This window comes from Marinomonas transparens, assembly GCF_016463975.1.
Classification (GTDB): Bacteria; Pseudomonadota; Gammaproteobacteria; order Pseudomonadales; family Marinomonadaceae; genus Marinomonas; species Marinomonas transparens.
Genome location: NZ_JAEMNX010000001.1, coordinates 1 through 22,614 on the forward strand (window position 1 = coordinate 1; position 22,614 = coordinate 22,614).

Annotated in this window: 27 protein-coding genes; 16 read left to right on the forward strand and 11 right to left on the reverse strand. The window is 43.0% G+C overall.

All coding sequences use genetic code 11. From position 1 onward, the window contains the following. Window positions 1-323: 323 nt before the first annotated feature. Entirely contained in the window at window positions 324-935 is a 612-nt protein-coding gene (locus I8J31_RS20805) for a helix-turn-helix transcriptional regulator (RefSeq protein ID WP_233402513.1), read from the forward strand. A gap of 73 nt (window positions 936-1,008) precedes the next feature. Here the strand turns inward: I8J31_RS20805 and I8J31_RS00010 are convergent, their stop codons facing one another. From I8J31_RS00010 to I8J31_RS00025, 4 genes are all read right to left on the reverse strand, one after another. Continuing rightward, window positions 1,009-1,314 (reverse strand): 4a-hydroxytetrahydrobiopterin dehydratase, encoded by a 306-nt coding sequence (locus tag I8J31_RS00010; RefSeq protein WP_199466137.1) that lies wholly within the window; start codon window positions 1,312-1,314, stop codon window positions 1,009-1,011. A gap of 134 nt (window positions 1,315-1,448) precedes the next feature. Further along, window positions 1,449-1,871 carry an organic hydroperoxide resistance protein gene (locus tag I8J31_RS00015; RefSeq protein WP_199466138.1) on the reverse strand — a complete coding sequence of 141 codons (423 nt, stop codon included), beginning with the start codon at window positions 1,869-1,871 and terminating at the stop codon, window positions 1,449-1,451. 137 nt (window positions 1,872-2,008) lie between these two features. Further along, window positions 2,009-2,443, reverse strand: a complete 435-nt coding sequence (locus tag I8J31_RS00020; RefSeq protein WP_199466139.1) for a MarR family winged helix-turn-helix transcriptional regulator — start codon at window positions 2,441-2,443, stop codon at window positions 2,009-2,011. Between the two features lie 78 nt (window positions 2,444-2,521). Continuing rightward, window positions 2,522-2,983: an Lrp/AsnC family transcriptional regulator gene (locus I8J31_RS00025; RefSeq protein ID WP_199466140.1), complete on the reverse strand. Its 462-nt coding sequence runs from the start codon at window positions 2,981-2,983 to the stop codon at window positions 2,522-2,524. A gap of 153 nt (window positions 2,984-3,136) precedes the next feature. Here I8J31_RS00025 and I8J31_RS00030 point away from each other — a divergent pair, with 153 nt between their 5' ends. The 3 genes from I8J31_RS00030 to I8J31_RS00040 are packed head-to-tail and all read left to right on the forward strand — an operon-like array spanning window position 3,137 to window position 4,906. After that, window positions 3,137-4,069 (forward strand): DMT family transporter, encoded by a 933-nt coding sequence (locus I8J31_RS00030; RefSeq protein WP_199466141.1) that lies wholly within the window; start codon window positions 3,137-3,139, stop codon window positions 4,067-4,069. 10 nt (window positions 4,070-4,079) lie between these two features. After that, window positions 4,080-4,580 (forward strand): GNAT family N-acetyltransferase, encoded by a 501-nt coding sequence (locus I8J31_RS20810; RefSeq protein WP_199466142.1) that lies wholly within the window; start codon window positions 4,080-4,082, stop codon window positions 4,578-4,580. A gap of 35 nt (window positions 4,581-4,615) precedes the next feature. Then, window positions 4,616-4,906 (forward strand): putative quinol monooxygenase, encoded by a 291-nt coding sequence (locus tag I8J31_RS00040; protein ID WP_199466143.1) that lies wholly within the window; start codon window positions 4,616-4,618, stop codon window positions 4,904-4,906. 42 nt (window positions 4,907-4,948) lie between these two features. On the opposite strand, the gene I8J31_RS00045 is transcribed toward I8J31_RS00040, so the two are convergent. After that, window positions 4,949-5,416, reverse strand: a complete 468-nt coding sequence (locus I8J31_RS00045) for an OsmC family protein (RefSeq protein ID WP_199466144.1) — start codon at window positions 5,414-5,416, stop codon at window positions 4,949-4,951. A gap of 334 nt (window positions 5,417-5,750) precedes the next feature. Here I8J31_RS00045 and I8J31_RS00050 point away from each other — a divergent pair, with 334 nt between their 5' ends. Together I8J31_RS00050 and I8J31_RS00055 are read left to right on the forward strand one after the other, a co-directional pair. Continuing rightward, window positions 5,751-7,373: a methyl-accepting chemotaxis protein gene (locus tag I8J31_RS00050; protein WP_199466145.1), complete on the forward strand. Its 1,623-nt coding sequence runs from the start codon at window positions 5,751-5,753 to the stop codon at window positions 7,371-7,373. Between the two features lie 432 nt (window positions 7,374-7,805). Beyond that, window positions 7,806-8,681 carry a nuclear transport factor 2 family protein gene (locus tag I8J31_RS00055; protein WP_199466146.1) on the forward strand — a complete coding sequence of 292 codons (876 nt, stop codon included), beginning with the start codon at window positions 7,806-7,808 and terminating at the stop codon, window positions 8,679-8,681. A gap of 211 nt (window positions 8,682-8,892) precedes the next feature. Here the strand turns inward: I8J31_RS00055 and I8J31_RS00060 are convergent, their stop codons facing one another. The 4 genes from I8J31_RS00060 to pspA all read right to left on the reverse strand — a co-directional run bounded on the left by I8J31_RS00060 (window position 8,893) and on the right by pspA (window position 10,654). Continuing rightward, the gene (locus I8J31_RS00060) at window positions 8,893-9,078 is read right to left on the reverse strand and encodes a hypothetical protein (protein ID WP_199466147.1); all 186 of its coding nucleotides are present in this window, start codon (window positions 9,076-9,078) and stop codon (window positions 8,893-8,895) included. A 90-nt stretch (window positions 9,079-9,168) separates the two neighbouring features. Continuing rightward, entirely contained in the window at window positions 9,169-9,615 is a 447-nt protein-coding gene (locus I8J31_RS00065) for a PspC domain-containing protein (protein ID WP_199466148.1), read from the reverse strand. Window positions 9,616-9,654: 39 nt separating this feature from the next. After that, window positions 9,655-9,918 (reverse strand): envelope stress response membrane protein PspB, encoded by a 264-nt coding sequence (gene pspB, locus I8J31_RS00070; RefSeq protein ID WP_199466149.1) that lies wholly within the window; start codon window positions 9,916-9,918, stop codon window positions 9,655-9,657. A 64-nt stretch (window positions 9,919-9,982) separates the two neighbouring features. Beyond that, window positions 9,983-10,654 (reverse strand): phage shock protein PspA, encoded by a 672-nt coding sequence (gene pspA / locus I8J31_RS00075; protein ID WP_199466150.1) that lies wholly within the window; start codon window positions 10,652-10,654, stop codon window positions 9,983-9,985. Between the two features lie 214 nt (window positions 10,655-10,868). Between pspA and pspF the strand changes: the two genes are divergently transcribed. The 4 genes from pspF to I8J31_RS00095 all read left to right on the forward strand — a co-directional run bounded on the left by pspF (window position 10,869) and on the right by I8J31_RS00095 (window position 15,049). Then, the gene (pspF, locus tag I8J31_RS00080; protein ID WP_199466151.1) at window positions 10,869-11,888 is read left to right on the forward strand and encodes a phage shock protein operon transcriptional activator; all 1,020 of its coding nucleotides are present in this window, start codon (window positions 10,869-10,871) and stop codon (window positions 11,886-11,888) included. 111 nt (window positions 11,889-11,999) lie between these two features. Continuing rightward, window positions 12,000-12,545, forward strand: a complete 546-nt coding sequence (locus tag I8J31_RS00085; protein WP_199466152.1) for a hypothetical protein — start codon at window positions 12,000-12,002, stop codon at window positions 12,543-12,545. 284 nt (window positions 12,546-12,829) lie between these two features. Next, a complete protein-coding gene (locus I8J31_RS00090; RefSeq protein ID WP_233402514.1) occupies window positions 12,830-13,924 on the forward strand; it encodes a PA0069 family radical SAM protein in 1,095 nt (364 codons plus the stop codon). Between the two features lie 105 nt (window positions 13,925-14,029). Beyond that, window positions 14,030-15,049, forward strand: a complete 1,020-nt coding sequence (locus tag I8J31_RS00095; protein WP_199466154.1) for a GGDEF domain-containing protein — start codon at window positions 14,030-14,032, stop codon at window positions 15,047-15,049. Window positions 15,050-15,076: 27 nt separating this feature from the next. Here I8J31_RS00095 and I8J31_RS00100 read toward each other — a convergent pair whose 3' ends face one another. Both I8J31_RS00100 and I8J31_RS00105 read right to left on the reverse strand, forming a co-directional pair. Then, a complete protein-coding gene (locus I8J31_RS00100; protein WP_199466155.1) occupies window positions 15,077-15,613 on the reverse strand; it encodes a DUF7482 domain-containing protein in 537 nt (178 codons plus the stop codon). A gap of 114 nt (window positions 15,614-15,727) precedes the next feature. Continuing rightward, complete coding sequence (locus I8J31_RS00105) at window positions 15,728-16,660, reverse strand: LysR substrate-binding domain-containing protein (protein WP_199466156.1); 933 nt, start codon at window positions 16,658-16,660, stop codon at window positions 15,728-15,730. A gap of 139 nt (window positions 16,661-16,799) precedes the next feature. On the opposite strand from I8J31_RS00105, the gene I8J31_RS00110 reads away from it, so the two are divergent. From I8J31_RS00110 to I8J31_RS00135, 6 genes are all read left to right on the forward strand, one after another. After that, window positions 16,800-17,330: a TRAP transporter small permease gene (locus tag I8J31_RS00110; RefSeq protein ID WP_199466157.1), complete on the forward strand. Its 531-nt coding sequence runs from the start codon at window positions 16,800-16,802 to the stop codon at window positions 17,328-17,330. Between the two features lies 1 nt (window position 17,331). Next, complete coding sequence (locus tag I8J31_RS00115) at window positions 17,332-18,630, forward strand: TRAP transporter large permease (RefSeq protein ID WP_199466158.1); 1,299 nt, start codon at window positions 17,332-17,334, stop codon at window positions 18,628-18,630. Window positions 18,631-18,706: 76 nt separating this feature from the next. Then, on the forward strand, window positions 18,707-19,711 hold the full coding sequence (dctP, locus tag I8J31_RS00120) for a TRAP transporter substrate-binding protein DctP (protein ID WP_199466159.1): 1,005 nt from the start codon (window positions 18,707-18,709) through the stop codon (window positions 19,709-19,711). Window positions 19,712-19,780: 69 nt separating this feature from the next. Next, window positions 19,781-20,902 (forward strand): NAD(P)/FAD-dependent oxidoreductase, encoded by a 1,122-nt coding sequence (locus tag I8J31_RS00125; RefSeq protein ID WP_199466160.1) that lies wholly within the window; start codon window positions 19,781-19,783, stop codon window positions 20,900-20,902. Further along, window positions 20,880-21,191 carry a (2Fe-2S)-binding protein gene (locus I8J31_RS00130; RefSeq protein WP_199466161.1) on the forward strand — a complete coding sequence of 104 codons (312 nt, stop codon included), beginning with the start codon at window positions 20,880-20,882 and terminating at the stop codon, window positions 21,189-21,191. Before I8J31_RS00125 ends, I8J31_RS00130 begins: the two co-directional genes overlap by 23 nt. Further along, a complete protein-coding gene (locus tag I8J31_RS00135) occupies window positions 21,188-22,591 on the forward strand; it encodes an NAD(P)/FAD-dependent oxidoreductase (protein ID WP_199466162.1) in 1,404 nt (467 codons plus the stop codon). The genes I8J31_RS00130 and I8J31_RS00135 overlap by 4 nt, the downstream gene beginning before the upstream one ends. Window positions 22,592-22,614: the final 23 nt, after the last annotated feature.

Genomic DNA, 22,614 nt, shown 5'->3' on the forward strand with positions numbered 1-22,614 from the left:
TTGAGTCTGTTTTTAACAATGTATTGGTGCGCGCAGCAATCATGCAAAGGTTTCTAGATGAATAAACAGTCATGGAAGAGTAACCAATACTTGTGCCTTGTGCGTGACCTTACTTTATCGATAGTCTTTTAAGCTGGCAGAAAAGGACTAATCAATATCGCATCAAGATTTGCGAATAAGCAAAAAGAGGATGACAACTAACAAAGGTGGAAAATAAACTCATAAACCTCTCTACTGTTACTTATTTGTCATGTTAATTAATTAACATCAATTCCTGTGCAATTTTTGATCATCATATCTAAGCCGTAGATGAGGTATTCACCATGAAAATGAAAGGACAATTAGACAGCATTCAACCAATGAAATCGCCGAAAAAGAAGCAAAAGCAAAAATCAAAGAAGGTTGAATTAAAAAAGAAGAAACAAGATAAGCAGGTAGACAAAAAAGCCGCTAAAGAAAAGCCTTCTACACCGGTCAAAAAGACAATCAAGCCTGCCGTAAAGGCAGAGGCTCCTGCCAAAAAGGCCATTACCCCAACTAAACCAATCGAACCGGCAAAGGTTGTTCCTATCACCCTTCATACCTCACCACAAACAAAGCCGTCTGATTTGATGAGACAACGGGTGTCTAAACATGTACAACCGCTAACCACAGGCGAGCAAACTACAGCAATCAATATCCTGACCAAGCGTTTAATGATGGAGGAAATAACACAGGGCGTGGCGTTACGTGAGCTCAGAGTTCGTGTTCTAGGCCTAAGGCAAGACGCATACTCGGCGCTAGTCGGTGTCTCCCGTAAAACCTTATCTGAAATTGAAAACGACAAAGGCAACTACACGCCAGAAATCATTAACAAGGTATTTAAACCCTTTGGGTTGAAAGTGGGACTCGTTCCGACATCCAGCCAGGTGCTGTCAGCCATACTTCTCAATTAAAGAGAGCTCAATTAAGAAGAGCCCAATAAAAAATAAAACCTTATGCATCGATATAAGGGTCTGTTGTGGCCACCTATATCGATGCATAAGCCTCCATTTTAGCAGCAAAGTCAAAGTCCTTATGGGAAATGCCAGACACATCGTGAGTCATCAGCTGGACTTTCACTGTGCTGTACACATTGAACCACTCCGGATGATGGTTTTGTCTTTCGGCGTATAAGGCACACATGGCCATAAAACCAAATGCATACTGAAAGTCTTTAAACTTGAAGGTTTTAGTGAGTTTTTGATCCTCAACAACCCAGTCTTTTTCCAAACCGGCATTGAGCTGTCTTAGTGCAACAGTTATCGCAGCTTGATCGAGCTTTTGAAGCATCATATTTACCTCTTTCGAATTAAAACAGCATACGAAGAAGTGTAGTCGGTTAGCACTCTAATTCACATTAAATAAAAACCCTTAGATACCTAATGTACCGAAGGGTTTAAAACACCATATAGCAAATAAAGGTCTGTTTACTTAATGGTAAAGTTCACCTCAATATTGCCGCGGGTAGCGTTAGAATATGGGCAAACCTGATGCGCTGCTTCCACCAACTTTTCTACGACACTCACCTCTACATTTGGCACACTCACTTCCAAATCCGCACAAATATTAAAACCTTCCCCTTTTGTGTTTTCACCAATGCCAATAGTGGCTGTAACGTTAACGTCATTAGGCACTTTTATTTTCTGCTGCGAAGCAACCAGCTTCAATGCTCCGATGAAACAAGCAGAATAGCCTGCGGCAAAAAGTTGCTCTGGATTCGTACCTTCACCACCCGCGCCACCCAATTCTGTTGGCGTACTTAGGGCAAGGTCTAGTTTGTTATCAGATGAAACAGAACGACCATCACGGCCACCAGTAGATGTTGCTGTTGCACTATAAACGGCTTGCATAATATTTATCCTCGAATGATATGTTTGAATTAAGTTACTCAAATAATAGTTATTGCGATAACAATATAGTCAAATAAAAGCTCAGTTACCTGAGCTAATGAATCTATGCTATCGCAATAACTATTATCGAGCAATCATTATTTGATTAGTTTTGCTCTCAACGTCATTAGTTGCTCCCGCAAGGCCCTCACTTCTTCCATATCCATCCCACAGGCTTCGGCCACACAACGGTTCACCTCTAGCCCTTTTTCTCGTAACTGTCGTCCCTTGTCGGTCAATGCAATGCTTAAGCTTCGATCATCTTCTACACCGCGTAAACGCTGCACCAAACCATCGGCCTCCATACGCTTAATAACCGGCGTTAATGCCCCTGATTTTTGCCCAAGGGAATCACCAATATACTTCAGACTAACGCCATCTTGTTGCCATAAAATCAACATCACAGTGTATTGAGGATACGTCAGGCCAATGGCAGACAGCGGCGCTTTATAAAATTGCGTCATCGCCAACGAAGTCGAATACAAGGCAAAACACAGCTGATTATCTAGTAATAAAGGATTATTTGATTTCATAGGTTCTCAATGTCTGACACAAACAGTTAGAGCAATAATAGTTAACCATTGTACACGAATGATTGTTTCCTCTCGCGATTAAATCAGCAGCCTTCGTGTTACTGGCGTCGATTTCACTATCGCTGTATTGGTATCGGCCAACTCAGAGATGCTGTCTAAAATAGGGTCTAGTTGACTAATATCTTTTAAATACAAACGCGCAATGTAGCAGTCATCGCCCGTTACCTTATCGCACTCTACTATCTCTGCAATCGAATCAATTTGCGCTTCTAGGGCTTTCATTTTGCCCGGTAACTGACGCATACGAACGATCGCCATTAAGCTGTAACCAAGCACCAGCGGGTTCACCTCTACTCGATAACCGGATATCACGCCACTCTCTTCCAACCGTTTTAGGCGTTCATTAACGCTCGGGGCTGTCATGCCAACAGCACGAGCCAGTTCGGTCACTGGAGTCCGTGCGTTGTCATAAAGTAGTTCAATTAGCCTTGCATCAATGCCATCTAACTGGCTTTCTTCTTTTTTAAGGTTATTTCGCATTTTTACCTCCAATAGATACAGTCATTGGCTTTATTTGTCTTTTTCTGTGCCTGCCAAAATCACGTTTTCGGCTTTATTCTATTCACCATAGAGCACTCACCTTACAAAGCAAACTCATTTTGAGTGAAAACAAGGTTGAGTCAGGAGTCGATGATGAAACATTCAAACAGCACAATAGGTAGCCTAGAACTCACCCTTGCCATGATACTGTCTGGCACCATTGGTTATTTTGTTATTAGTTCAGAACAGTCCCTATGGAATGTGGTGTTCTTTCGCTGCATGATCGGCGCTATAACGTTGGGAGCCTATGCTTACTATGCAGGTCTCATACGACGCGAGTTTTTCCAATCCAGTACTTTAATGATGATCGTCTTAGGCGGCATCACCTTGGTGGCCAACTGGATTCTATTATTCGGCTCGTTCAACTACATTCCGTTTTCCATCGCCACCGTGGCCTACCACATGCAGCCACTATTTTTAGTATTAGCCGGTGCCTTTTTAACAAGAGAAAAGCTATCTACCTCTTTGATGCTGTGGCTGGCATTGGCCTTTGCCGGATTATTCTTAATTGTCGAATTGGATATACATGAGATTGCTGCACTTTTTTCTGACCAGCAATCACATAACAACGACGAGCCTTCTGCCCTTATTGGCTTACTACTCGCATTGGGCGCTGCCCTGCTTTATACCGCGACCACGCTTGTAACGAAAAAAGTCAGCCAAGTTCCCTCGACCTTTGTGGCCTTGATACAGGTGATTGTTGGCATCTTTATGCTCTTGCCTTTTGCTGACTTTGACAGCTTGCCAACGCAGACCAGCCAATGGGTAGACCTATTAATTCTCGGTGCTGTGCTCACCGGCTTTATGTACATCATCATGTACGACAGCTTCCAAAAGCTGCCTACCAGCTTGATTGCCCTACTGTCGTTTATCTATCCCGTTACCGCTCTATTCGTCGACTATTTCGCTTTTTCGACACAAATAAGTCTTTTTCAAGGCATTGGTGTGGCACTCGTTTTACTCGCCGTCTGCGCGGTGAAGTTTAACTGGTCGCTAGCATTCAGCGTCGCTAAAAAAGCACAATAGGGAAAAAGCCGTGAAGCAGATAAAAGAAGTTTTCGCAGATCAGGCAGAAGTACTCGCCCATTTAATTCGACAAGCCAATCGACCTGTTGCGACCCGCTTCAAGATCAATCAAGATAATTGCCCAAAACACCCCTCCTTTTGTAAAAGCGAATGGATACAAGCAGATTTTGACAGAGGGGAGCGCTATTTCCTGCTGACTGAAAATAGTCAGCCAATCGCCTGTGTCGCCTATGAAGTGCCTGTACGAGAAAATGCGATTAAAAAAGCCTACTTGAACCGCTTATCGGTTCTGCCAGATCAGCAAAATAAAGGCACAGGCTCAAAACTGGTAGAACATGTTATTCAACAGGCTCTGTCTGATCAGCTCGACTTAATCAGCATTGGTATCATAGCTCAACATACACAATTGCAAGACTGGTACGAGAAAATCGGCTTCATAACAGGCGACACCAAAGGCTTCGAACATCTGCCTTTTGATGTCACCTACATGACGTATAAACTTAATGATTAAAGAAATAAGCACGGGGTCTCATAAAGGGGAATAACATGTCAAAAGTCACACTAAGTGGACATATAGAAGTACCGTCGGAAGATATAGAAGCGGTACTGGCTGAACTGCCAAACCATATCACTCTGACTCGTCAAGAAGCTGGCTGTATAGTTTTCACTGTGGCCCAAGATACAGAGAATCCCCATAGATTTGATGTGTACGAAGCATTCACCGACAAATCCGCCTTCGAGCAACATCAAGCCCGAGTTACGGCTTCCCATTGGGGCGAGGTAACAAAAAATGTTGAACGATTTTATAAGATAACCGGAAATGAACACCTAACTTGATGCAATATCACACAGAATATTGAGTTTTTTTCCTATGACGACTTACGCTAAAAAAGCCTCGTCTACCCTAACATTCGTGAGCACGGAGTTGGCAATAAAACAGGCGTCATGGGACTGATGGTGCAATTCTGTCAGTGCCTCTGCACTGGGCCTTTCGCCGACAAAGGTCACCTCAGGTCTTAGCACCACTTCGGTCATCATTAACTTACCGCTCTTTCCCTTCGCCAAGGTGCCAACCGCCTTGTCTGTGTATTGCTCAACAATCCACTTTTTCCGTGACGCAAAATCCAAAAAAAACAACATATGACAGCTCGATATAGAGGCAACAAACGCTTCTTCAGGGTCAACGTTTTCTGCAACCGACATGGGGAGTGGCACAATATGAGGTGACGACGATGCAGGCACAGTCACGCCCCCTTCAAACTGCCATTCATGGACACGACTGTAGCGTTTATTTAAGAAATCCTGCTCGCCTCGTGTCCATACCACCGTGGCAAAGTATTCCGACATAATAACCCCCTCTATCCAGTTTTATTTCACCCAACTCACTCTAGCGCTTTTCCATTTCAATCTGTACTCAAATCAAGACAAGAGAACTTGCTCGCACCTCCCTAGGCCACCTAGATACTCAATACAGCAAATTAAGATCAAAACCGCTACAAATTATCGCAATAGGCATAGTAGCGCTTAAAAGTATTCCTCTGACCGAGTAAAAAAACTTTCAAAAGATTACAAAAAATAACTAAAATACACAAAATTTTATAAACGATAAAAATCTTACAAAACCGATCAACTCTTTTGACAGCACTCATAAAATTAACCCAATTAAAGCTAAGGATATTTAATGAACTCTCTTAATACTATACGTGGACGCTACACACTGGCGTTTGGCTTTCTCGCATTAATCCTTTTATGTGCAGTTATCTCAACGCAATTATTAATCGGCTATCTGCAAAACAATTTAGGCAAATATGCCAACGGCAGTTATCTCATACAAAACGCCGATAGAGACCTTTATCAGTCGCGTTTGGCCTTAGCTAACTTAGCGTTTAATAGAAATGGTAAAATGGCCGCTGAAGCGAATGAAGAAACAGCATTATCCAACGCTCGACAGGCTTATGAGCGCATGAAAAGCTTCCAAGAACTGAGCAAAGAAATTCCCGAGATCACCAATATGCTGGCTAACTTCGAACAGCGTTATGCAGACTGGAGTACTCAAACGCAAACCATTATAGATCTAATCAAAACAGGCAAAAGAGGTAAAGCCACTATCTTATTTATTGGCAGTAATGACGTGCTTTTCTCTTCATTACGTGATCTTTATGACCTATCTAATCAAATGATTACCAAACATGCCGCCCTAGAAAAAGCCACCATAGACAAGAATACACATCGCTTTCAACTGGCCATTACCATTCTCGGCGCCATCACTTTTATACTCAGCGCTTCTCTTGCTTGGTTCGCGCCACGAAACATATCCCAAGCCATAAAACGCGTTACCCATGGCGTTCATGAAATTAGCAGTGGCGATGGCGATTTAACCCGTCGAATTAACAGTGACAATAAAGATGAAACGGGCGATTTAAGCCGCGAACTAGATCAGTTTGTCGCTCGATTAGGGCGTTTAATTGGTGAAGTACGCAATGGATGTGAACATATCCGCCAAGAAATGCATCAGCTAGACCCATCCGTAGCTCAGTCCGCCGAGTTAAGTGGTCAGCAACATCAAGCCCTTGAATTTGTCGTCACCGCAGTGGAAGAGATGGGTGGTGCTAATCGTGATATTGCGCAAAACTCGTTACACACAGTGAACGAAGTAACGACGCTAAATATAACAGCAGATGATGGTGTAAAACAGTTAGACAAGGCCATAACCCAGCTAACTAACTTATCAGAACAGATTAAAAACGCAGCACTGGTGATCAATCAACTCACCGACCGATCCGATAACATTGCCTCTGTATTGGACGTTATTCTTGGTATTTCCGAGCAAACCAATTTACTCGCGCTTAATGCGGCAATTGAAGCCGCTCGCGCAGGTGAACAAGGGCGTGGCTTTGCCGTTGTTGCCGATGAGGTACGTAATCTTGCAAGCAAAACACAAGCCTCTACCGAAGACATTAAAACCATGATTAACGACCTACAATCTGGCGTTAGTCATGCTGTCTCGGCCATTACGAAAAGTGTGACTATGACAGAGACCAGTGTTTCCTTAGCACAGGAAACAATGGAATCCATTAATCAAGTCAAACAATCAGCCGGACACATTTACGACTTTACCACCCAAACGGCAAGTGCAACGGAGCAACAAAGTAAAGTAACTGATGAAATTAATGAGAACCTATCAAACCTTTCAAACATGTCAAAAGAGGTTTTTGAGATTTCTCAAAATGTTCGCTCTTCGGTTAACGAAACCTTATCAAATACCAACGAACTCGCCGGACAAGTAAAACGCTTTACGGTATAAACCTATTTCAGGACGGGACAAACAAAACAATAAAAGCCAACCTCTAGACCCAGTTGGCTTTTTATTTTCACCATTGTCAGCGCAACAAAAAGTGAGTTTTTTGGACTCACTTAAAACCAATGACTAACACCATACTAAAGAACACAAGTACAGCGGATCGACCCTATCTAGATCACATAAGTGATGCACTTACATACGGCGCAATCCAGGCATCACTTCAACAAAAACAGGTTTAGTCGCCTATCTAGAGCCGTTTCCAACCATACAAAGAACACAGACGATATGATTCGCGCCCTGCAAGATGGCGATTACGTAGTGCTGCATTATGGGCACTTTGTTATGGGCTTTCCCATGTGATTCAGCTCAAATAAACTGCATTAGGAAAATTAATCGTCTATTCTATGTAGCATCATTTAATCAGGGAAACTTATTATGAAACACCACCTAATCTCTGCCGCCGTAGTCATTGGAGTTGCTCTTTCTGGGTGCGCCACAACTGGCACACCGCAACTCAGCAATAAAGAAAAAGCCATTGAAGTAATGAACAACCTAGGCACAGCTGATCGCTCCTCTTTAGATTACATAAGCGATAAAACCTATATCCAGCACAACCTAGGCGTCGCTTCTGGTAAAGCAGGTTTATACGGCTTTTTAGATAAGTTCCCAACCATAGCAAAAGATGAAGACGGCACTGTCGTTCGCGCCTTTCAAGATGGTGACTACGTGGTTACGCATTCTTATGTAAAAGCGTTTAACTCAGCGGTTTTTGATGTTTTCCGCTTTGAGGATGGTTTGATTGTTGAACATTGGGATAATAACCAAAAACCTGCTAACAAGCCGAACCCTAGTGGCCACACAATGACTGACGGTGCGACTCAAATAACCGACTTAGACAAAACCCAGCAAAACAAAATTCTGATAAAAAACTTAATCCAAGATGTTTTTTTAGAAGGCCAGTTCAACAAAATCACCCAGTACATCAGCCAAGAAACATACACTCAACATAACCCTTCGATTGCAGATGGGCTAAAAGGGTTAACTGATGCGTTCGCAGGTATGGCGGCACAGGGACAAACCGTTAGGTACGAGAAAATCCACGCAATCTTAGGGGAAGGCAATTTTGTTTTAGTCATCAGTGGTGGTGAAATAAACGGTGAACCTACGGCTTTTTATGATCTATTTCGCGTAGCAAACGGCAAAGCAGTTGAGCATTGGGATGTACTAAAAACCATTCCATCTAAAGACAAGCAAATGAATGTCAATGGTAAATTTAACTTCCCAGCATCAGCGATGAATCTGTCTAAATAATATTTTTCATACCTGACTTTTCTATCTTAACAAAGGCCAACACCTTATAAGCATGTTGGCCTTTGTCTTTTTCACATGCTATCTAAATGGTGTGGTGTACCCTCTAAACGATTGCAAAAATCGTTGACCTAGCCCGACTCACAGGATTCTCGGCAGAACCAAAAGGTGGCAGCATCTAACCTTCACGCCCCCTCCTAACGACATAGAAATATTAAAGAGATGATAAGCGCTTTGAGACCAATCGAAGTAACCAATACAAGCTCACAACGATAGGAACATTGAATAGCAAAACCAAAAAACTGTCACTGCTGATGGCTAAAATCAAAGCTAATATTGCATCCATGTATAGAAAGCTATTCCCTAATATCAATAGGAAAAGAGAAGAGTTCATCTGCATAACCTTATCCTCCTTGTTAAAAGCGGTCGTCGAACGAATCCATTCGTTACCAATGACAACAGCTCTTTTTATTAATCCATGTATTAAAAACTAGTCGCGGATTTTTGAGAATTCACGATCCAAGTCGAATTTTCTCGACGTGACATGACGCTCCATTTCGGTGACTCGTCTGGTGGCCTCATCGAGCTTTTCTTTCGCACGGCGTAACCTTGAATTCGCACTGTCAGAATACTTAAACATTTTCTTAGGACGATAGCTTTGCTGACGCTCATCGTACTCATATTCGTAACCATCTTTACCTTGCGGACGAATATCCAAAAACCACCATAGGGCGATATAAGCCATCACTACAAGGCTACCAAGAAATAAAAAACCGCCAAAAGTAAAAAGTCGTACCACCCAAGCATCCACATCAAAATGATCTGCAAGGCCTGCACACACGCCCCCCACATAACCTTTGTCCTTATTACGGTACAAGTTCAAGTGCCAACCATGGGACTTTTTATCTTTGATATTGCCTTTGCATTTATACTTCATTGTTCCAACCCTCTTTCTCTTGTCAGTCTGGTGATCGACTTAATGATCTGATGAAGAGCGGCGATATTCGTCATCACGGCTACGCCAATCTGGGCTTTCCACATCTAGAATTCTTTCCAGTGCCTGCACTCGATCTGTCAATTTATCTGCCTGCATTAGTAAAGATTCCAGCTCATGCTTATCCCCTTCATCCAAACCTTTCACCGCACGATTTTTACTGCGGTAATGCAATAGCAGCCAAATTGGCGCAACCACTGACATAAATATAATGGTAGGTACAAACAAAAATACGGCCATACTCATAATGCAAATCCTTGTCTTCTTTAATTACTGAGAACCGAAGGTCTCAAGCAACTATTAATTCAGCTTAGTTTGTCTTGGTCATTTTTTCTTTCAAACGACTCAATTCATCATTGATCGAATCATCATCCGCTAGGGCGTCAATTTGGGATTTCAGGTCTTCTTTTGTTTCCATGCCAACGTCCATGGATTCAAGCTGACCTTCTAAATTGTCTACTCGACGTTCAAAGCGCTCAAATTTTTCAAAGGCGTCATCCAACGCTGCCTTATGGTTCTGACGTTTAACACGAATACGGCTTTCAACGCTAGATTGACGTAACAACATGGCTTTTTGCTTTGCCTTGGCATCATTTAATTTCGTTTGTAACTGACCGACTTCTTCATTCAAGTGCTCAAGATGCTCATCTAAAACAAGCAACTCTTGGTCAACGACATCTATCTCTTTTTCGATCTGCTGTTTTTCAGATAGGGCGGCACGCGCTAAATCTTCGCGCCCTTTTCCAATCGCCAACATCGCTTTATTTTCCCACTCAGTCGCTTCGGTACGCATACGTTCTAAACGACGACCTGTAGTTTTACGATCAGCAATCACTCGGGCCGAACTGGAACGAACCTCCACTAAGGTTTCTTCCATTTCTTGAATCATCATGCGGATCATCTTTTTAGGATCTTCAGCCTTGTCCAGCAATGAGGTTAAGTTACTGTTAATAATGTCCGTCATTCTTGAAAAAATACCCATGTTTTATCTCCCTTACTCAGTCAAGTTAATGAATTACTTTCCCTCTTATTACAGGTTTTGTGCCATAAAACATAACACGTTGATTAGATTGAACTTATTTAATTCGATGCACTTTAAACAAAACATAAAGTGGTTTTTTTGACCAATGAGAGGTATTTTCTACCAGCATAAAATAGTTTTTTTGACCATTTAATTACAAATAATTGATAACCCCATGAAAAATAATCAAAGAGTAATAGGGAGTTCACAAGCTCTCGCAGACGCCCTTGATCATGCTTCAATTCTGGCAGAAATCAATCGCCCCGTCTTAATATGTGGCGAGCGCGGCAGCGGTAAAGAACTGATCGCCGAACGGCTGCATTATTTGTCGCCCCGTTGGGACCAACCCTTTATCAGTCTCAATTGCGCAGCCATTAGTGACAGCCTGATGGAAAGTGAACTGTTTGGCTACGACGCAGGGGCTTTTACTGGTGCTACCAAAGGCTATCAAGGCCGATTCGAACGCGCAGATGGCGGCACCTTATTTCTCGACGAACTCGGCACCATGTCATTACGAGTACAGGAAAAGCTATTGAGACTCATTGAATACGGTGAGTTCGAGCGTCTCGGTAGCACGAAAGCCCAGCGAGTAGACGTGCGAATTGTTGCGGCCACCAACGCAGATTTACCGGCTCTCAGCCAACAAGGTGAATTCCGTGCAGACCTTCTGGATCGACTCGCCTTTGATGTCATTCAAGTACCGCCCTTACGAGACAGAAAAGAAGACATTGAAGAACTGGCAAATTTTTTTGCCATGAAGCTCAGTACAGAACTGGGCTGGGAATACTTTCAAGGCTTCAGTAAACACGCCCTACAAAAACTGCAAAGTCATGATTGGCCGGGAAATATCCGCGAACTAAAAAATGTCATTGAACGTTCCGTTTATCGCAGTGGGTTTCAAGAAGCACCTGTCAATCAGATCGTCATAAACCCCTTTACGTCTACTTCAAGTAGGAACAGCGACCAAAACGATGAGGTAACACACAACAAGGCATCCTTTAGATCGCAGGAAGAACCCAAGCTCTCAAGCTTTGCGCCTAATTCACTGCTAGGACTAAAAGAACAAACCCAACAACTCCAGCAACATTTGATCCAACAAGCGCTTAATGACAACCAGCACAACCAACGACTTGCTGCACAGTCCCTAAAGCTCACCTATGATCAATTTAGAGGCCTACTTAAAAAGTTGAAATAAACTAATGCATAGCGTTAGAGGTGCTCATAAATATTAAAATCGACAGAATATTAACACTTCGTTACAATCGGTTAAGGAATACAATGTTAATAAACCATAGGGATGTTGATCATGAGTATGAAGTTTTCCTTTTTAATCATAATTTTAATAATGACAGGCTGCTCAAAAAAAGCACAAATAACATCAATCGACAAAGACATCACTTCATTTCATTTAAACAGCATCAGTATCGCCCTAACATTAGGTAGCGGTGTCATTCCAGATGATACAAGCTTTACCTCACAGAGCACGTTACAAACAGAATTTAAAGACGCACTAGAAAAGCACTTAAAAAAAAGAGGCATTTACTCTACCGACGCAACAGCAAATGCAGCCGAAGTCGATATTAAAGTAAACTATGAACGCAGGTTAAGCTGGGAAGACAGCGCTTTAAATCAAGTAAACACACCTAACCAAATAAGAAAGCTGAAAACCAACCAAGAACTGCTAGAGCTTAAAGCAACAGGGTATACTGCCAAATACGCTTATCTAGACAATTCAGCCCTCGTCAATATTGAAATCATGGCCCTGCAAAGGGATCAAAACAACGAATCTTCAGATATTGAACTTATGAGTGAAAAAATCGTACAGAACCTAGCAAAGACCATTCAAAAATAACCTTAAAACACTGACATCCGCACTTAAAATGAACTAAAAGTCATCTCTATACAGGGAACGCTGATCACCTCCACGTTCCTTTCCACACCTAAAAATCAATATAAGAAATTGAATTTAATCGTTTCTAAAGCATTCATACTCGCAACCGCATTAAGCTTCCTGCTAAATATCCCTATGAGCAAGCAGGCCCCGTTACCCTCATAACAATAAACACAAACAAGATTGCATTCTCCCACTTAAACGCCCAATATACTGTATAAATAAACAGTATAATGGTTAGTTTTATGTCGTCTTCCTCAAGAAAAAGCTCACTCAACAAGCCTCTAAAAGGCCGCGGTACAGGCAACAATTTGGCGGGACGTTTTGCGATTACACTGGTTGAAATAGATGAGAATGATGACGCTATCGCATTACTAGAAACCTCTTCGCCCAAAACAGAGGTTCGCCATGAAAGAGCGAAAACGCTTATCAGCCGTAATCAATCTCCTGATGTCCCTTTCCGTCAGTCGATAAATCCTTATAAAGGCTGTGAACATGGTTGCATCTATTGCTTTGCACGACCTAGCCATGCCTATTTAGATTTATCACCTGGCTTGGATTTCGAAACAAAATTAGTTGCCAAAACGAATGCTGCTCTTTTGTTTCAGGAAGAACTCGCCAAGCCCAATTATCGCTGCGAGCCGATTGCGCTAGGCATCAATACCGATGCTTACCAACCAATAGAAAAACAGCTAGCCATTACTCGCCAGCTACTAGAAATCGCCTTGGCTCACCACCAGCCTATCTCTCTAATCACTAAAAGTACTTTGATCTTGCGTGATTTGGATATACTCATTCAAATGGCAGCAAAAAGGCTCATTCATGTGGCCATCAGCGTGACCACCTTAGACAACGACTTAAAGCGCATTCTAGAACCAAGAACCGCATCTGGAAAAACACGTTTACAAGTCATTAAAAAACTTCGCAAAGCCGGTATTCCTGTCACGGTACTCATCGCCCCTATCATTCCTTTTATCAATGATAACGAGCTCGAAAGTATCGTCGCAGCCTGTGCTAAAGTAGGCGCTCAATCCGTTAACTACATCATGTTACGTCTACCCCACGAGGTCGCTCCCCTGTTTGAAGACTGGCTAAAACAGCATTATACAGAGCGAGCAGAGCATGTACTAAAACGCATTATGGACATGCGCGGTGGCAAACTCTACGACAGCCGCTTTGGTAAACGCATGACAGGAGAAGGAGTCTTTGCTGACCTAATTAAGCAACGCTTTCATAGCGCAAGAAGAAAGCATGGTCTGGACAACAACCGTCTGAGCTCACTCGACTGCCGCCATTTCAAGGTTCCACCTAAAGAAGGCGATCAGATGGCTTTATTTTAGCGTACATAATCACGACAAATCCGCTACAAATAGTCCCATTAAGGACTATTCCAAAGACACTATAATGATGTTGTGATTAATATTATATTAGAGTCTAACCGCCGAATGATAATACCTAGCTATTCAGCAAACCATCTACCCACTAAAGTGCTTAGAGGACTGTGTCTCGTTCTAAGCATACTTGCCATCATTTTTGCGGCCTTCAATACCTTCGTTAACCACATTTATTTGTTAGCTATCATTGAGCTTTTCTTCGCTGCCTCTTCCTTTTTTTTATATCGCTACACAGGCAAACACCCCTTTCAAGGTTGGCATAAGCGAGGCTATATCGGCTTAATATTCTTCAGCATAATGTACGCCACATTAACAATGCCCCTTAACTATGGGGTCTTTTTCTGGGCATTCTGTCTGCCAACCATTTATTACCTAATACTTGGCCTAAGATATGGCATTATCCTGACATGCTTCAGCCTGTTTACCATCATCGCGGCCTTTTATATCAATGCATCAGGAGCAGACATTGACCTTTACAACAAGATTTACCTCAATCAATTATTAAACTTTGTCTGTGGCTATATAACGCTAAGTGTTATCTCGCACGCCTATGAATCAAACAAGCAGAGTAATGAGAACGCCTTATATAAACTGGCTCATATCGACAACCTGACTGGCGCTTTGAATCGTCGAGCATTCAACAATACTATTGAATCTTTAGCGGAAAAAAAATTAACCGCCTTCTTCATGCTTCTCGATGTTGATCATTTTAAAAAGGTCAATGACCAATACGACCATGAAATGGGTGACTATGTACTCAAACAAATCGTCACCATTATGTCTGACATCGCAGGATCAGATAACGTTTTTCGTTATGGTGGAGAGGAGTTTTGCATTCTGCTAACAGACGATAAGTTTGACAAACCGTCAGTCTTAGAAAAAGCAGAAGCTATTCGCAGCACTATCGAATCCACGTCTATGATAAGCCTCGACCCTGAAAGAAAAGTCACCATCAGTATTGGCATATCCAGAGTACACCCACTGATGGATGTACAACATGACATTAGTCTTGCGGATGCCAATCTATACAAGGCCAAAGACCAAGGACGAAACCAAGTTGTTTTCGACTAGGCTTTAGTAGCGAATCTGCATTTTAAGCTATTTACGGTTAAGTGAAGGGTCAAAAGGAATAACAGGGCAATTCACCACAATATTAGTACGCTTAATAATAACCAGCCCTTCATCCTCCGCCTCTAAAACCGCTTCTTCTGAAGTCAGAGAAGACGCTTTATTAGAATCTTTCCAAGTCACCTGATACATCAACCAAACAGGCGAGTAGCGCCTATCTTCACTTAAATAACCGAGCGGCGAGGGGACGGAGGCAAATACATTGCTGGCTTGCTCACCATTAGGAAAGGCATACACTCGCTCAAGTATGGTTTTAACCTGCGGCGGTTTTGGATAACGAGGAATCGCGTCTCGTAAGCGCGGTGCGTAATTTGCCCCCATCGACTGCGCCATTTTCCTATCTGACACGTCTGTGGTGATATAACGTACTTCCTCACCATTATGCCAACCACGCAGCAAGGGCAAGCTCACCTGCCTTTCTTGAACTTGAATGTCTTGAGTCGAGTAATTAGCACAAGAAGCCAATAACACCACCGCGACTAAAGCCAAAAAAAGTCGACCTAACATGAAATCTCCAAAGCCCATTAAAACAAATGTTCTTGCTATATATTAGCAGTAAACCTATAGACGCAATGTTAATAAATAAACCGATCTTCATATGAAAAGCGCCTCTTTATCAATTCAAGGCACAAACTCCAAGACTCCATGACTGTTTTTTTGCAATGTTATCAATTCTTGACGAAGCAATAAGACAAAGTTTTGCGTCAAACTAGATCGACCTTTGTGGGCGGGGTAAATCAAATTATAACGATATTCTATTGGTCGTTCGAAACGCTTTAATACCAAACCCAACTTTTGATAGTGAAGAGCTGCAATAGGCTCCACAATCGACACTCCAGCACCTTGAAGAACCATGGCGCAAGCACTGTGTACAAGCTGGGTGTCCATGGTTTTTTTGACATGAACATTGGCACTTTCAAACACACTGTCTATTTTAGAACGGATACTTTGCTCTAGACCAAGGGAAATAAAGGATTCCCCAGCTAGATCTTCTGGGTAAATAACCGCTTTATCGACAAGTGCATGATTGGGAGGAAGGATACAGACCATTCGTACCTTAGCTAATAACTCGGATTCAATCGCGCCATCGGCAACTGGAATGGCCGATACAATACCCACATCGTATTGCTGACTGGCCACTAAATCAGCGACCTGTTGAGTACTCCTAACCTGTAGTGAAAGAGAAACGCCCTGATGCGCGTTATTAAAAAGGTGAATAACTTTCGGAACAAATTCAATAGAGACACTGGGCATACAAGCAATACGTAGAAAGCCCAAATGGCATTCTTTCAAATCGTCAGCCGCTCTGGCCAGACGCTCTAATGAAACAAAAGAGCGCTCGACTTCAGCATAAAACACATGGGCTTCAGGTGTCGCAACCAATCTTTTTTTATAGCGTTCAAACATGGTAACGCCGAGTTCTGTCTCGAAATCACTCAATAATCGGCTTACCGCTGGTTGGCTAATACACATCATCTCCGCCGCACCACTGGTGGTTCCATTTAACATGACAGCACGAAACGCTTCTATTTGACGATAAGTAAGACGGGCCAACACTTTCTCCAGTTCATAACATAATATAATCAAGTCATGCTTATAAACGATTTGATGCTATCAATTCAAGTGCGCATTATGGGTAGGTAACAAATTGATAACAACCTCATTAAAAAAATATGATAATCAAGAGGTCACAATGGAACGAGTTTTTAAATACACACTTACCGCGCTGATTAGCCTTGTCGCGGTGAGTCAATTCATACAAGTCATTACCCGCTATGTGTTTCAAACCCCCGTCATGGGCTTAGAGGAAATGGCTCTTATCCCCACTATTTGGCTCTATATTTTAGGTAGTGTTAACGCCTCAAGAGAAGACACACAAATCCGCGCCAATGTGCTTGAAATCTTTCTTTCAACAGATAAAGCAAAGTTAGTTCTTCACCTTATTTCCGACCTCATAAGTATCGTTATTTCATCTTGGTTAACTTGGTGGGCTTGGCGCTACTTCGCCTATTCAATGCGCGTTTGGAAAGAAACCTCAACCCTCTATCTGCCAACTTTTGTCTATGAATCAGCGCTCTTTATCGGTTTAGCGCTAATGACCTTATTTACCATAAACCACCTTTATAGAAACTTCATGACGCTAATAAAAAATCATCCAAAACAAGACAATGACGTACTGACTAGTGAAACACTCACCTCAACTGCAACTAAAAAAGGACAATAAAATGATTGAAATAGCCTTGTTGTCCTTTGCGGTATTGGTCATTTTATTGTCTCTTGGTGTACCACTTCCTTACTGTTTTGGCGCTGGTTTAATGGTGATGACCCTCATAGGTGAATCAACCATGCGCGGGATGATGTTATGGGGCTTTAGTCAGCTGACCAACCCTATCCTGTTAGCCATCCCTCTATTTGTCTTTGCTGGTACCATTATGAGTGTCAGTGGAATCGCTGGCAGCTTGCTGAATTTCGTGAATATTTTTGTCGGTAGGATTCGCGGTGGTCTCGGCGTCGTCGCGACCGTTTGTTGCGCCATCATAGGGGCAATTTCCGGCAGTGGCTTAACAGGTATAGCGGCCATTGGCCCTCTGTTAATTCCTGAAATGGAAAGAAAAGGTTACCCAAGAGCTTATGCAACCGCTTTAATCGCCAACTCTTCGATTCTGGGGTTGCTGATCCCGCCGAGTGTCACCATGATTGTATATGGCTGGGTCACGGACACGTCTATTCTAGCAAGTTTTTTGGCAACACTCGGGCCTGGTCTGCTCATCATGCTGAACTTCGCCATTGTCAACTTGGTGATGGTACGCAAGTTCCCCTTAGTCATGGATGAGCCATTAAATACCTCGGAAATGTTCAAATTAGCCACTAAGCGATCAGTCCATGCGGGCCCTGCGTTATTGATGCCCGTTATTATCCTTGGCGGCATCTATGGTGGCATCATGACACCAACCGAAGCGGCCGCCATTGCTGTTATTTATGCGCTTCCGGTTGGCTTCTTTATCTATAAAGGTCTCACCCTAAAAAGCTTTTTTGACGCAGGTAAAGAATCGGCAACAGCTGTTGGTAGTATTTTAATCATGATTCTTTTCAGTCTCATGCTCAGTCAGATTTTTGTGATCGAAAATATCCCACAAGCCATTGTTGATTCTATTTTTCAAATTACCGACAACAAGATCGTTCTGTTGATCCTCATCAACCTGTTCCTATTCCTCATAGGCATGGTGGTCAATGATATCACTGCCATTATTTTAACCGCCCCTTTGCTGCTCCCTCTGATGACTGCTTTGGAGATCAGCCCAATACAGTTTGCCGCCATCATGGGCGTAAACACAGCCATGGGGGGGGTAACACCTCCCTACGCAAGCATTCTGTATTTAGGCGCTCGTATCGGCAAGGTGAAATTCACTGAGGTGGTTAGGCCCGCCATGACACTGTTGCTTTTTGGTTATGTTCCGGTGGTGATCCTAGTCTCTGTTTGGCCTGATTTATCAGAATACATACCAAGCGCCTTTGGTTACTAAGAAAAAAGCAATAAAACAAGAAATAAAAACAACGTGAGAAACACTCACAACCACAATCACAATTGGAGAAATGAAAATGAACAAAAATGTATTAAAAAAATGGTCTCTGCTCACTTCGGTTTGCCTCGCCATTTCAGCCCCCTTGTATGCTACAACACTGAAGCTATCGCACGTCCGTCCTGAAGGCGCGACCATAGATGTGGACGTTAGACACTTTGCGGACGACGTTGCAAAAGCAACGAACGAGAAAATAAAAGTTCGTATATACCCTGCTAGTGCTCTAGGAGATTACACCCTAGTACAAGAACGCGTGGGATTAGGTGCTGTTGATATGGCCGTTCAACCGCCAGCCTCTGCTGCTGATAAACGCTTCCAAGTCGTTTATATGCCTTACCTCGTAAAAAACTGGACCGATGCAAAAAAAGTATTCGCTCCTAATTCATCGCTTCGTAATACAGTAAGTGACCTTTACGGAAAACAAGATATTAAAGTATTGGCCGGGTGGCCTGTTTATTTCGGTGGCATATCATTAAACAAACATATTAATAATGCAGCAGACCCTACCATTAAAAAAGGCGCTAAATTACGTGTTCCACCAGTAAAAGCATTCCAGCTCACCGCTGATAATATTGGTTTTATTGGCTCTCCTTTACCTTTTTCTGAAGCTTTCACCGCCGTTCAAACTGGTGTTGTTGATGGCGTAATGGGGTCAGGTGCTGAGGGTTATTACGCATCATTCAGAGACGTAACCAAATCTTATCTTCCTATCAACACCCATTTTGAGATGTGGTATTTGATTATCAACAAAGAAATCTTTGCTGACCTAAACAAAAAAGAGCAAGACGCTTTAATGACAGCTGCTGCAACATTTGAGGCAGCTCGATGGAAAACAGCAGAGACAGATCAGAAACGAAACGAGCAGTTACTGGTGAAAGCAGGTGCGACCATTGAACCTGTGACAGATCAAGAAATAGAAGAAACAGCCAAGATTGTACGTGAAAAAGTATGGCCTGTAGTCATTAAAGACATAGGTACAGACTGGGCTAACTCTGTTTTAGACAAAGCTATCGGTGCCCACTAACTGAGAGCCATTACATTAGGTGGTTCAATCTTTATCGAACCACCTTCCTACCTAAGGACAACTCCATTTATGTATCTTTCTGAGAACCAACAAAGCTCGAATATCTGCGTCATCGGCGGTGGCATTGTTGGGTTAGCAATTTCTCTCGGTCTATTGCGGCATGGTCACAAAGTTACCTTGCTAGACGAAAGTGATGATGCCTTTCGAGCTTCCCGTGGCAATTTCGGTCTCGTTTGGGTACAGGGAAAAGGTGACACACAACCTCAATACGCCAGTATTACACGTCAATCTGCCAGCTTATGGAAACCTTTTGCAAGCCTTCTCCAAGAAGAAACGGGCATTGATATTCAACTAGAACAAAAGGGTGGACTTTATTTATGCCTGAGTGAACAAGAACTTCAAGCACGCCAGACTATGCTGACAAAAATGAAACAGGCTGCGAACCATGACTACCCATTCTCAACCTTAGATTTACAACAAGTCAGAGAGTTTTTCCCCGAAGCAGGTCCAGAGGTTGTTGGAGCGACTTGGTGCCCAGAAGATGGACACTTAAACCCTCTTCTCTACTTACGCTCTATGACTGAATTGTTTCTGAAGCGCGGCGGTAAACTGGCTCACCAAGGTCGTGTAGTAAACATAACGAAACAATCTACAGACTTCATACTAACAACAGAAAAAAACACCACATTCCATTGCGAAAAAGTTGTACTTACAGCTGGGCTTGGTAATAAAACATTAGCCCCTATGGTAGGTCTAAATGCCCCAGTACAGCCTAACCGCGGACAAGTTTTGGTCAGTGAACGGGTAAAGCACTTTATTAATTATCCAACAGGGCATGTACGTCAAACCGGTGAAGGCAGCGTTCAGATAGGTGACTCAAAAGAAGACGTAGGCTTTAATCAGGGCACTACCCTAGAAGTGATGGCTCAGATTGCTTCAAGAGCTCGTAAAATGTTTCCTATTCTTAAAGATGTTCAACTCATCAGAGCATGGGGAGCACTGAGAATAATGACACCTGATGGCTATCCTATTTACGAGCAATCTGAATCTCACCCGGGTGCTTACCTTGTGACCTGTCACAGCGGTGTCACCCTAGGTGCCTTCCATGAAGGGCCCTTGGCAGATTGGATTTCTAACGACAAATTTAACCCTGCTTGGGAGGTGTTTCATGCCAACCGATTCTCGCTTTAATCGACAACCCATACGTGAGTCTGAGGCCATCCAAGTCTCCATCAATGGAAAAAAGGTCATGGTTCAGCCCAATGACAGTGTTGCCGCGGCCATTCTATTATCGGGTGTCGATGTCAATAGAAAGACACCTGTCAGCGGTAAAAAGCGCGCACCCTATTGCATGATGGGGGTTTGCTTTGATTGCCTTGTACGAGTCAATGGTGAAGAAAACATTCAAGGCTGTATGGTAAAAGTCGAAGCCAATATGGACATCCAAACACAAGATGGAACAAGGCAGGCAATAAAATGACACCACAAAATATCAAAGAAAAGAGCTACGACCTTATCATCATAGGTGCTGGCCCTGCGGGAATGAGTGCCGCCACAACAGCCGCAACAAAAGGTTTATCTGTTGCTATATTGGACGAACAAACGTCTCCTGGTGGGCAAATTTATCGAGCGATAAAATACTCACCGCTAAACAACCCCAAAATATTAGGCAAAGATTACTATACTGGCAAAGACCTACTCCAGCCATTCGAAAAGAGCCAAGTGTCTTACTTTTCTAACAGTGTAGTGTGGTCAATTGACGAAAAAAATCAGGTTGCTTTCAGCTACCATGGTAAAAGCCAACTTTTTAGGGCTAAAAAAATCCTCATCGCCAGTGGCGCCATAGAGCGCCCTGTTCCTTTTCCTGGCTGGACCTTACCTGGAGTGATGACCTGCGGTGCGGCACAAATACTTTTAAAAACCAGTGGTTTGACGCCCAAGACTCCATTAGTACTGGCTGGTAGTGGCCCTCTAATGCTGCTAATAGCAGTACAACTAATGAAAGCAGGCGTGACTATTTCAGCTATTTTAGACACCACACCAAAAGGTCAACTATGGCGAGCGTTACCACACTTTGCGAATGCTTTAAAAAACCTCCCTCTTTTATATAAAGGTATGGGACTGCTTTGGACACTAAAAAAATCCGGTATCCGTTTCATCAAACATGTAAAAGAACTGAAAGCCATCGAAGGCATTGATGGACAGCTAACAGGAGTTATCGCTTCCACTAAAAATGCCATGGTTCAGCTTGACTGCCAAAGCCTGCTTGTTCATCAAGGTGTTGTGCCTAATGTGCAATTAAGCCGAGCATTAGGCCTTGACCATAAATGGAATAACTTACAAGTGTGCTGGAAGCCAGTTGTCGATGCATGGGGAGAAAGCTCAAGAAAAGACATCTTTATCGCCGGTGACGGCAGCGGTATAGCAGGGGCTATCGCCGCCAAGTGGCAAGGTAAACTCAGTGCCTTAAAAATCGCTCAGCAAGTCAAAAACCTCGGCGACGGTGAAGTAGAAAGTGAAGTCAAGCAGGCCAACAAGTCCCTTAATAAACAACAGGCCATACGACCTTTTTTAGATCAGCTTTACCAGCCCGCCCAAACCTTCTTAACACCACCAGACGACACCATAGTGTGTCGTTGTGAAGAAGTCAGTGCTGGTGAAATTAGGCAAATAGCCAAGCAAGGCTGCAAAGGCCCGAACCAAGCCAAAGCTTTCTGCCGAGCTGGAATGGGACCTTGCCAAGGCCGTTTATGTGGCCTTACGGTCAGTAACCTTATTGCTCAGACCAACCAAGTCTCTCAAGAGCAGGTCGGCTATTATCATATTCGCATGCCCATCAAGCCTCTCACCATCAATGAACTGGCCGACTTAAGCGACTAGTTTCGGAAATACCGATCAGGCAA

What these genes read in the sequence shown, in the direction of transcription:
- I8J31_RS20805 (WP_233402513.1), top strand. Translation starts at nt 324, where the DNA reads ATGAAAATGAAAGGACAATTAGACAGCATTCAACCAATGAAATCGCCG.
- I8J31_RS00010 (WP_199466137.1), bottom strand. Translation starts at nt 1,314, where the DNA reads ATGATGCTTCAAAAGCTCGATCAAGCTGCGATAACTGTTGCACTAAGA.
- I8J31_RS00015 (WP_199466138.1), bottom strand. Translation starts at nt 1,871, where the DNA reads ATGCAAGCCGTTTATAGTGCAACAGCAACATCTACTGGTGGCCGTGAT.
- I8J31_RS00020 (WP_199466139.1), bottom strand. Translation starts at nt 2,443, where the DNA reads ATGAAATCAAATAATCCTTTATTACTAGATAATCAGCTGTGTTTTGCC.
- I8J31_RS00025 (WP_199466140.1), bottom strand. Translation starts at nt 2,983, where the DNA reads ATGCGAAATAACCTTAAAAAAGAAGAAAGCCAGTTAGATGGCATTGAT.
- I8J31_RS00030 (WP_199466141.1), top strand. Translation starts at nt 3,137, where the DNA reads ATGAAACATTCAAACAGCACAATAGGTAGCCTAGAACTCACCCTTGCC.
- I8J31_RS00040 (WP_199466143.1), top strand. Translation starts at nt 4,616, where the DNA reads ATGTCAAAAGTCACACTAAGTGGACATATAGAAGTACCGTCGGAAGAT.
- I8J31_RS00045 (WP_199466144.1), bottom strand. Translation starts at nt 5,416, where the DNA reads ATGTCGGAATACTTTGCCACGGTGGTATGGACACGAGGCGAGCAGGAT.
- I8J31_RS00050 (WP_199466145.1), top strand. Translation starts at nt 5,751, where the DNA reads ATGAACTCTCTTAATACTATACGTGGACGCTACACACTGGCGTTTGGC.
- I8J31_RS00055 (WP_199466146.1), top strand. Translation starts at nt 7,806, where the DNA reads ATGAAACACCACCTAATCTCTGCCGCCGTAGTCATTGGAGTTGCTCTT.
- I8J31_RS00060 (WP_199466147.1), bottom strand. Translation starts at nt 9,078, where the DNA reads ATGCAGATGAACTCTTCTCTTTTCCTATTGATATTAGGGAATAGCTTT.
- I8J31_RS00065 (WP_199466148.1), bottom strand. Translation starts at nt 9,615, where the DNA reads ATGAAGTATAAATGCAAAGGCAATATCAAAGATAAAAAGTCCCATGGT.
- pspB (WP_199466149.1), bottom strand. Translation starts at nt 9,918, where the DNA reads ATGAGTATGGCCGTATTTTTGTTTGTACCTACCATTATATTTATGTCA.
- pspA (WP_199466150.1), bottom strand. Translation starts at nt 10,654, where the DNA reads ATGGGTATTTTTTCAAGAATGACGGACATTATTAACAGTAACTTAACC.
- pspF (WP_199466151.1), top strand. Translation starts at nt 10,869, where the DNA reads ATGAAAAATAATCAAAGAGTAATAGGGAGTTCACAAGCTCTCGCAGAC.
- I8J31_RS00085 (WP_199466152.1), top strand. Translation starts at nt 12,000, where the DNA reads ATGAGTATGAAGTTTTCCTTTTTAATCATAATTTTAATAATGACAGGC.
- I8J31_RS00090 (WP_233402514.1), top strand. Translation starts at nt 12,830, where the DNA reads ATGTCGTCTTCCTCAAGAAAAAGCTCACTCAACAAGCCTCTAAAAGGC.
- I8J31_RS00095 (WP_199466154.1), top strand. Translation starts at nt 14,030, where the DNA reads ATGATAATACCTAGCTATTCAGCAAACCATCTACCCACTAAAGTGCTT.
- I8J31_RS00100 (WP_199466155.1), bottom strand. Translation starts at nt 15,613, where the DNA reads ATGTTAGGTCGACTTTTTTTGGCTTTAGTCGCGGTGGTGTTATTGGCT.
- I8J31_RS00110 (WP_199466157.1), top strand. Translation starts at nt 16,800, where the DNA reads ATGGAACGAGTTTTTAAATACACACTTACCGCGCTGATTAGCCTTGTC.
- I8J31_RS00115 (WP_199466158.1), top strand. Translation starts at nt 17,332, where the DNA reads ATGATTGAAATAGCCTTGTTGTCCTTTGCGGTATTGGTCATTTTATTG.
- dctP (WP_199466159.1), top strand. Translation starts at nt 18,707, where the DNA reads ATGAACAAAAATGTATTAAAAAAATGGTCTCTGCTCACTTCGGTTTGC.
- I8J31_RS00125 (WP_199466160.1), top strand. Translation starts at nt 19,781, where the DNA reads ATGTATCTTTCTGAGAACCAACAAAGCTCGAATATCTGCGTCATCGGC.
- I8J31_RS00130 (WP_199466161.1), top strand. Translation starts at nt 20,880, where the DNA reads ATGCCAACCGATTCTCGCTTTAATCGACAACCCATACGTGAGTCTGAG.
- I8J31_RS00135 (WP_199466162.1), top strand. Translation starts at nt 21,188, where the DNA reads ATGACACCACAAAATATCAAAGAAAAGAGCTACGACCTTATCATCATA.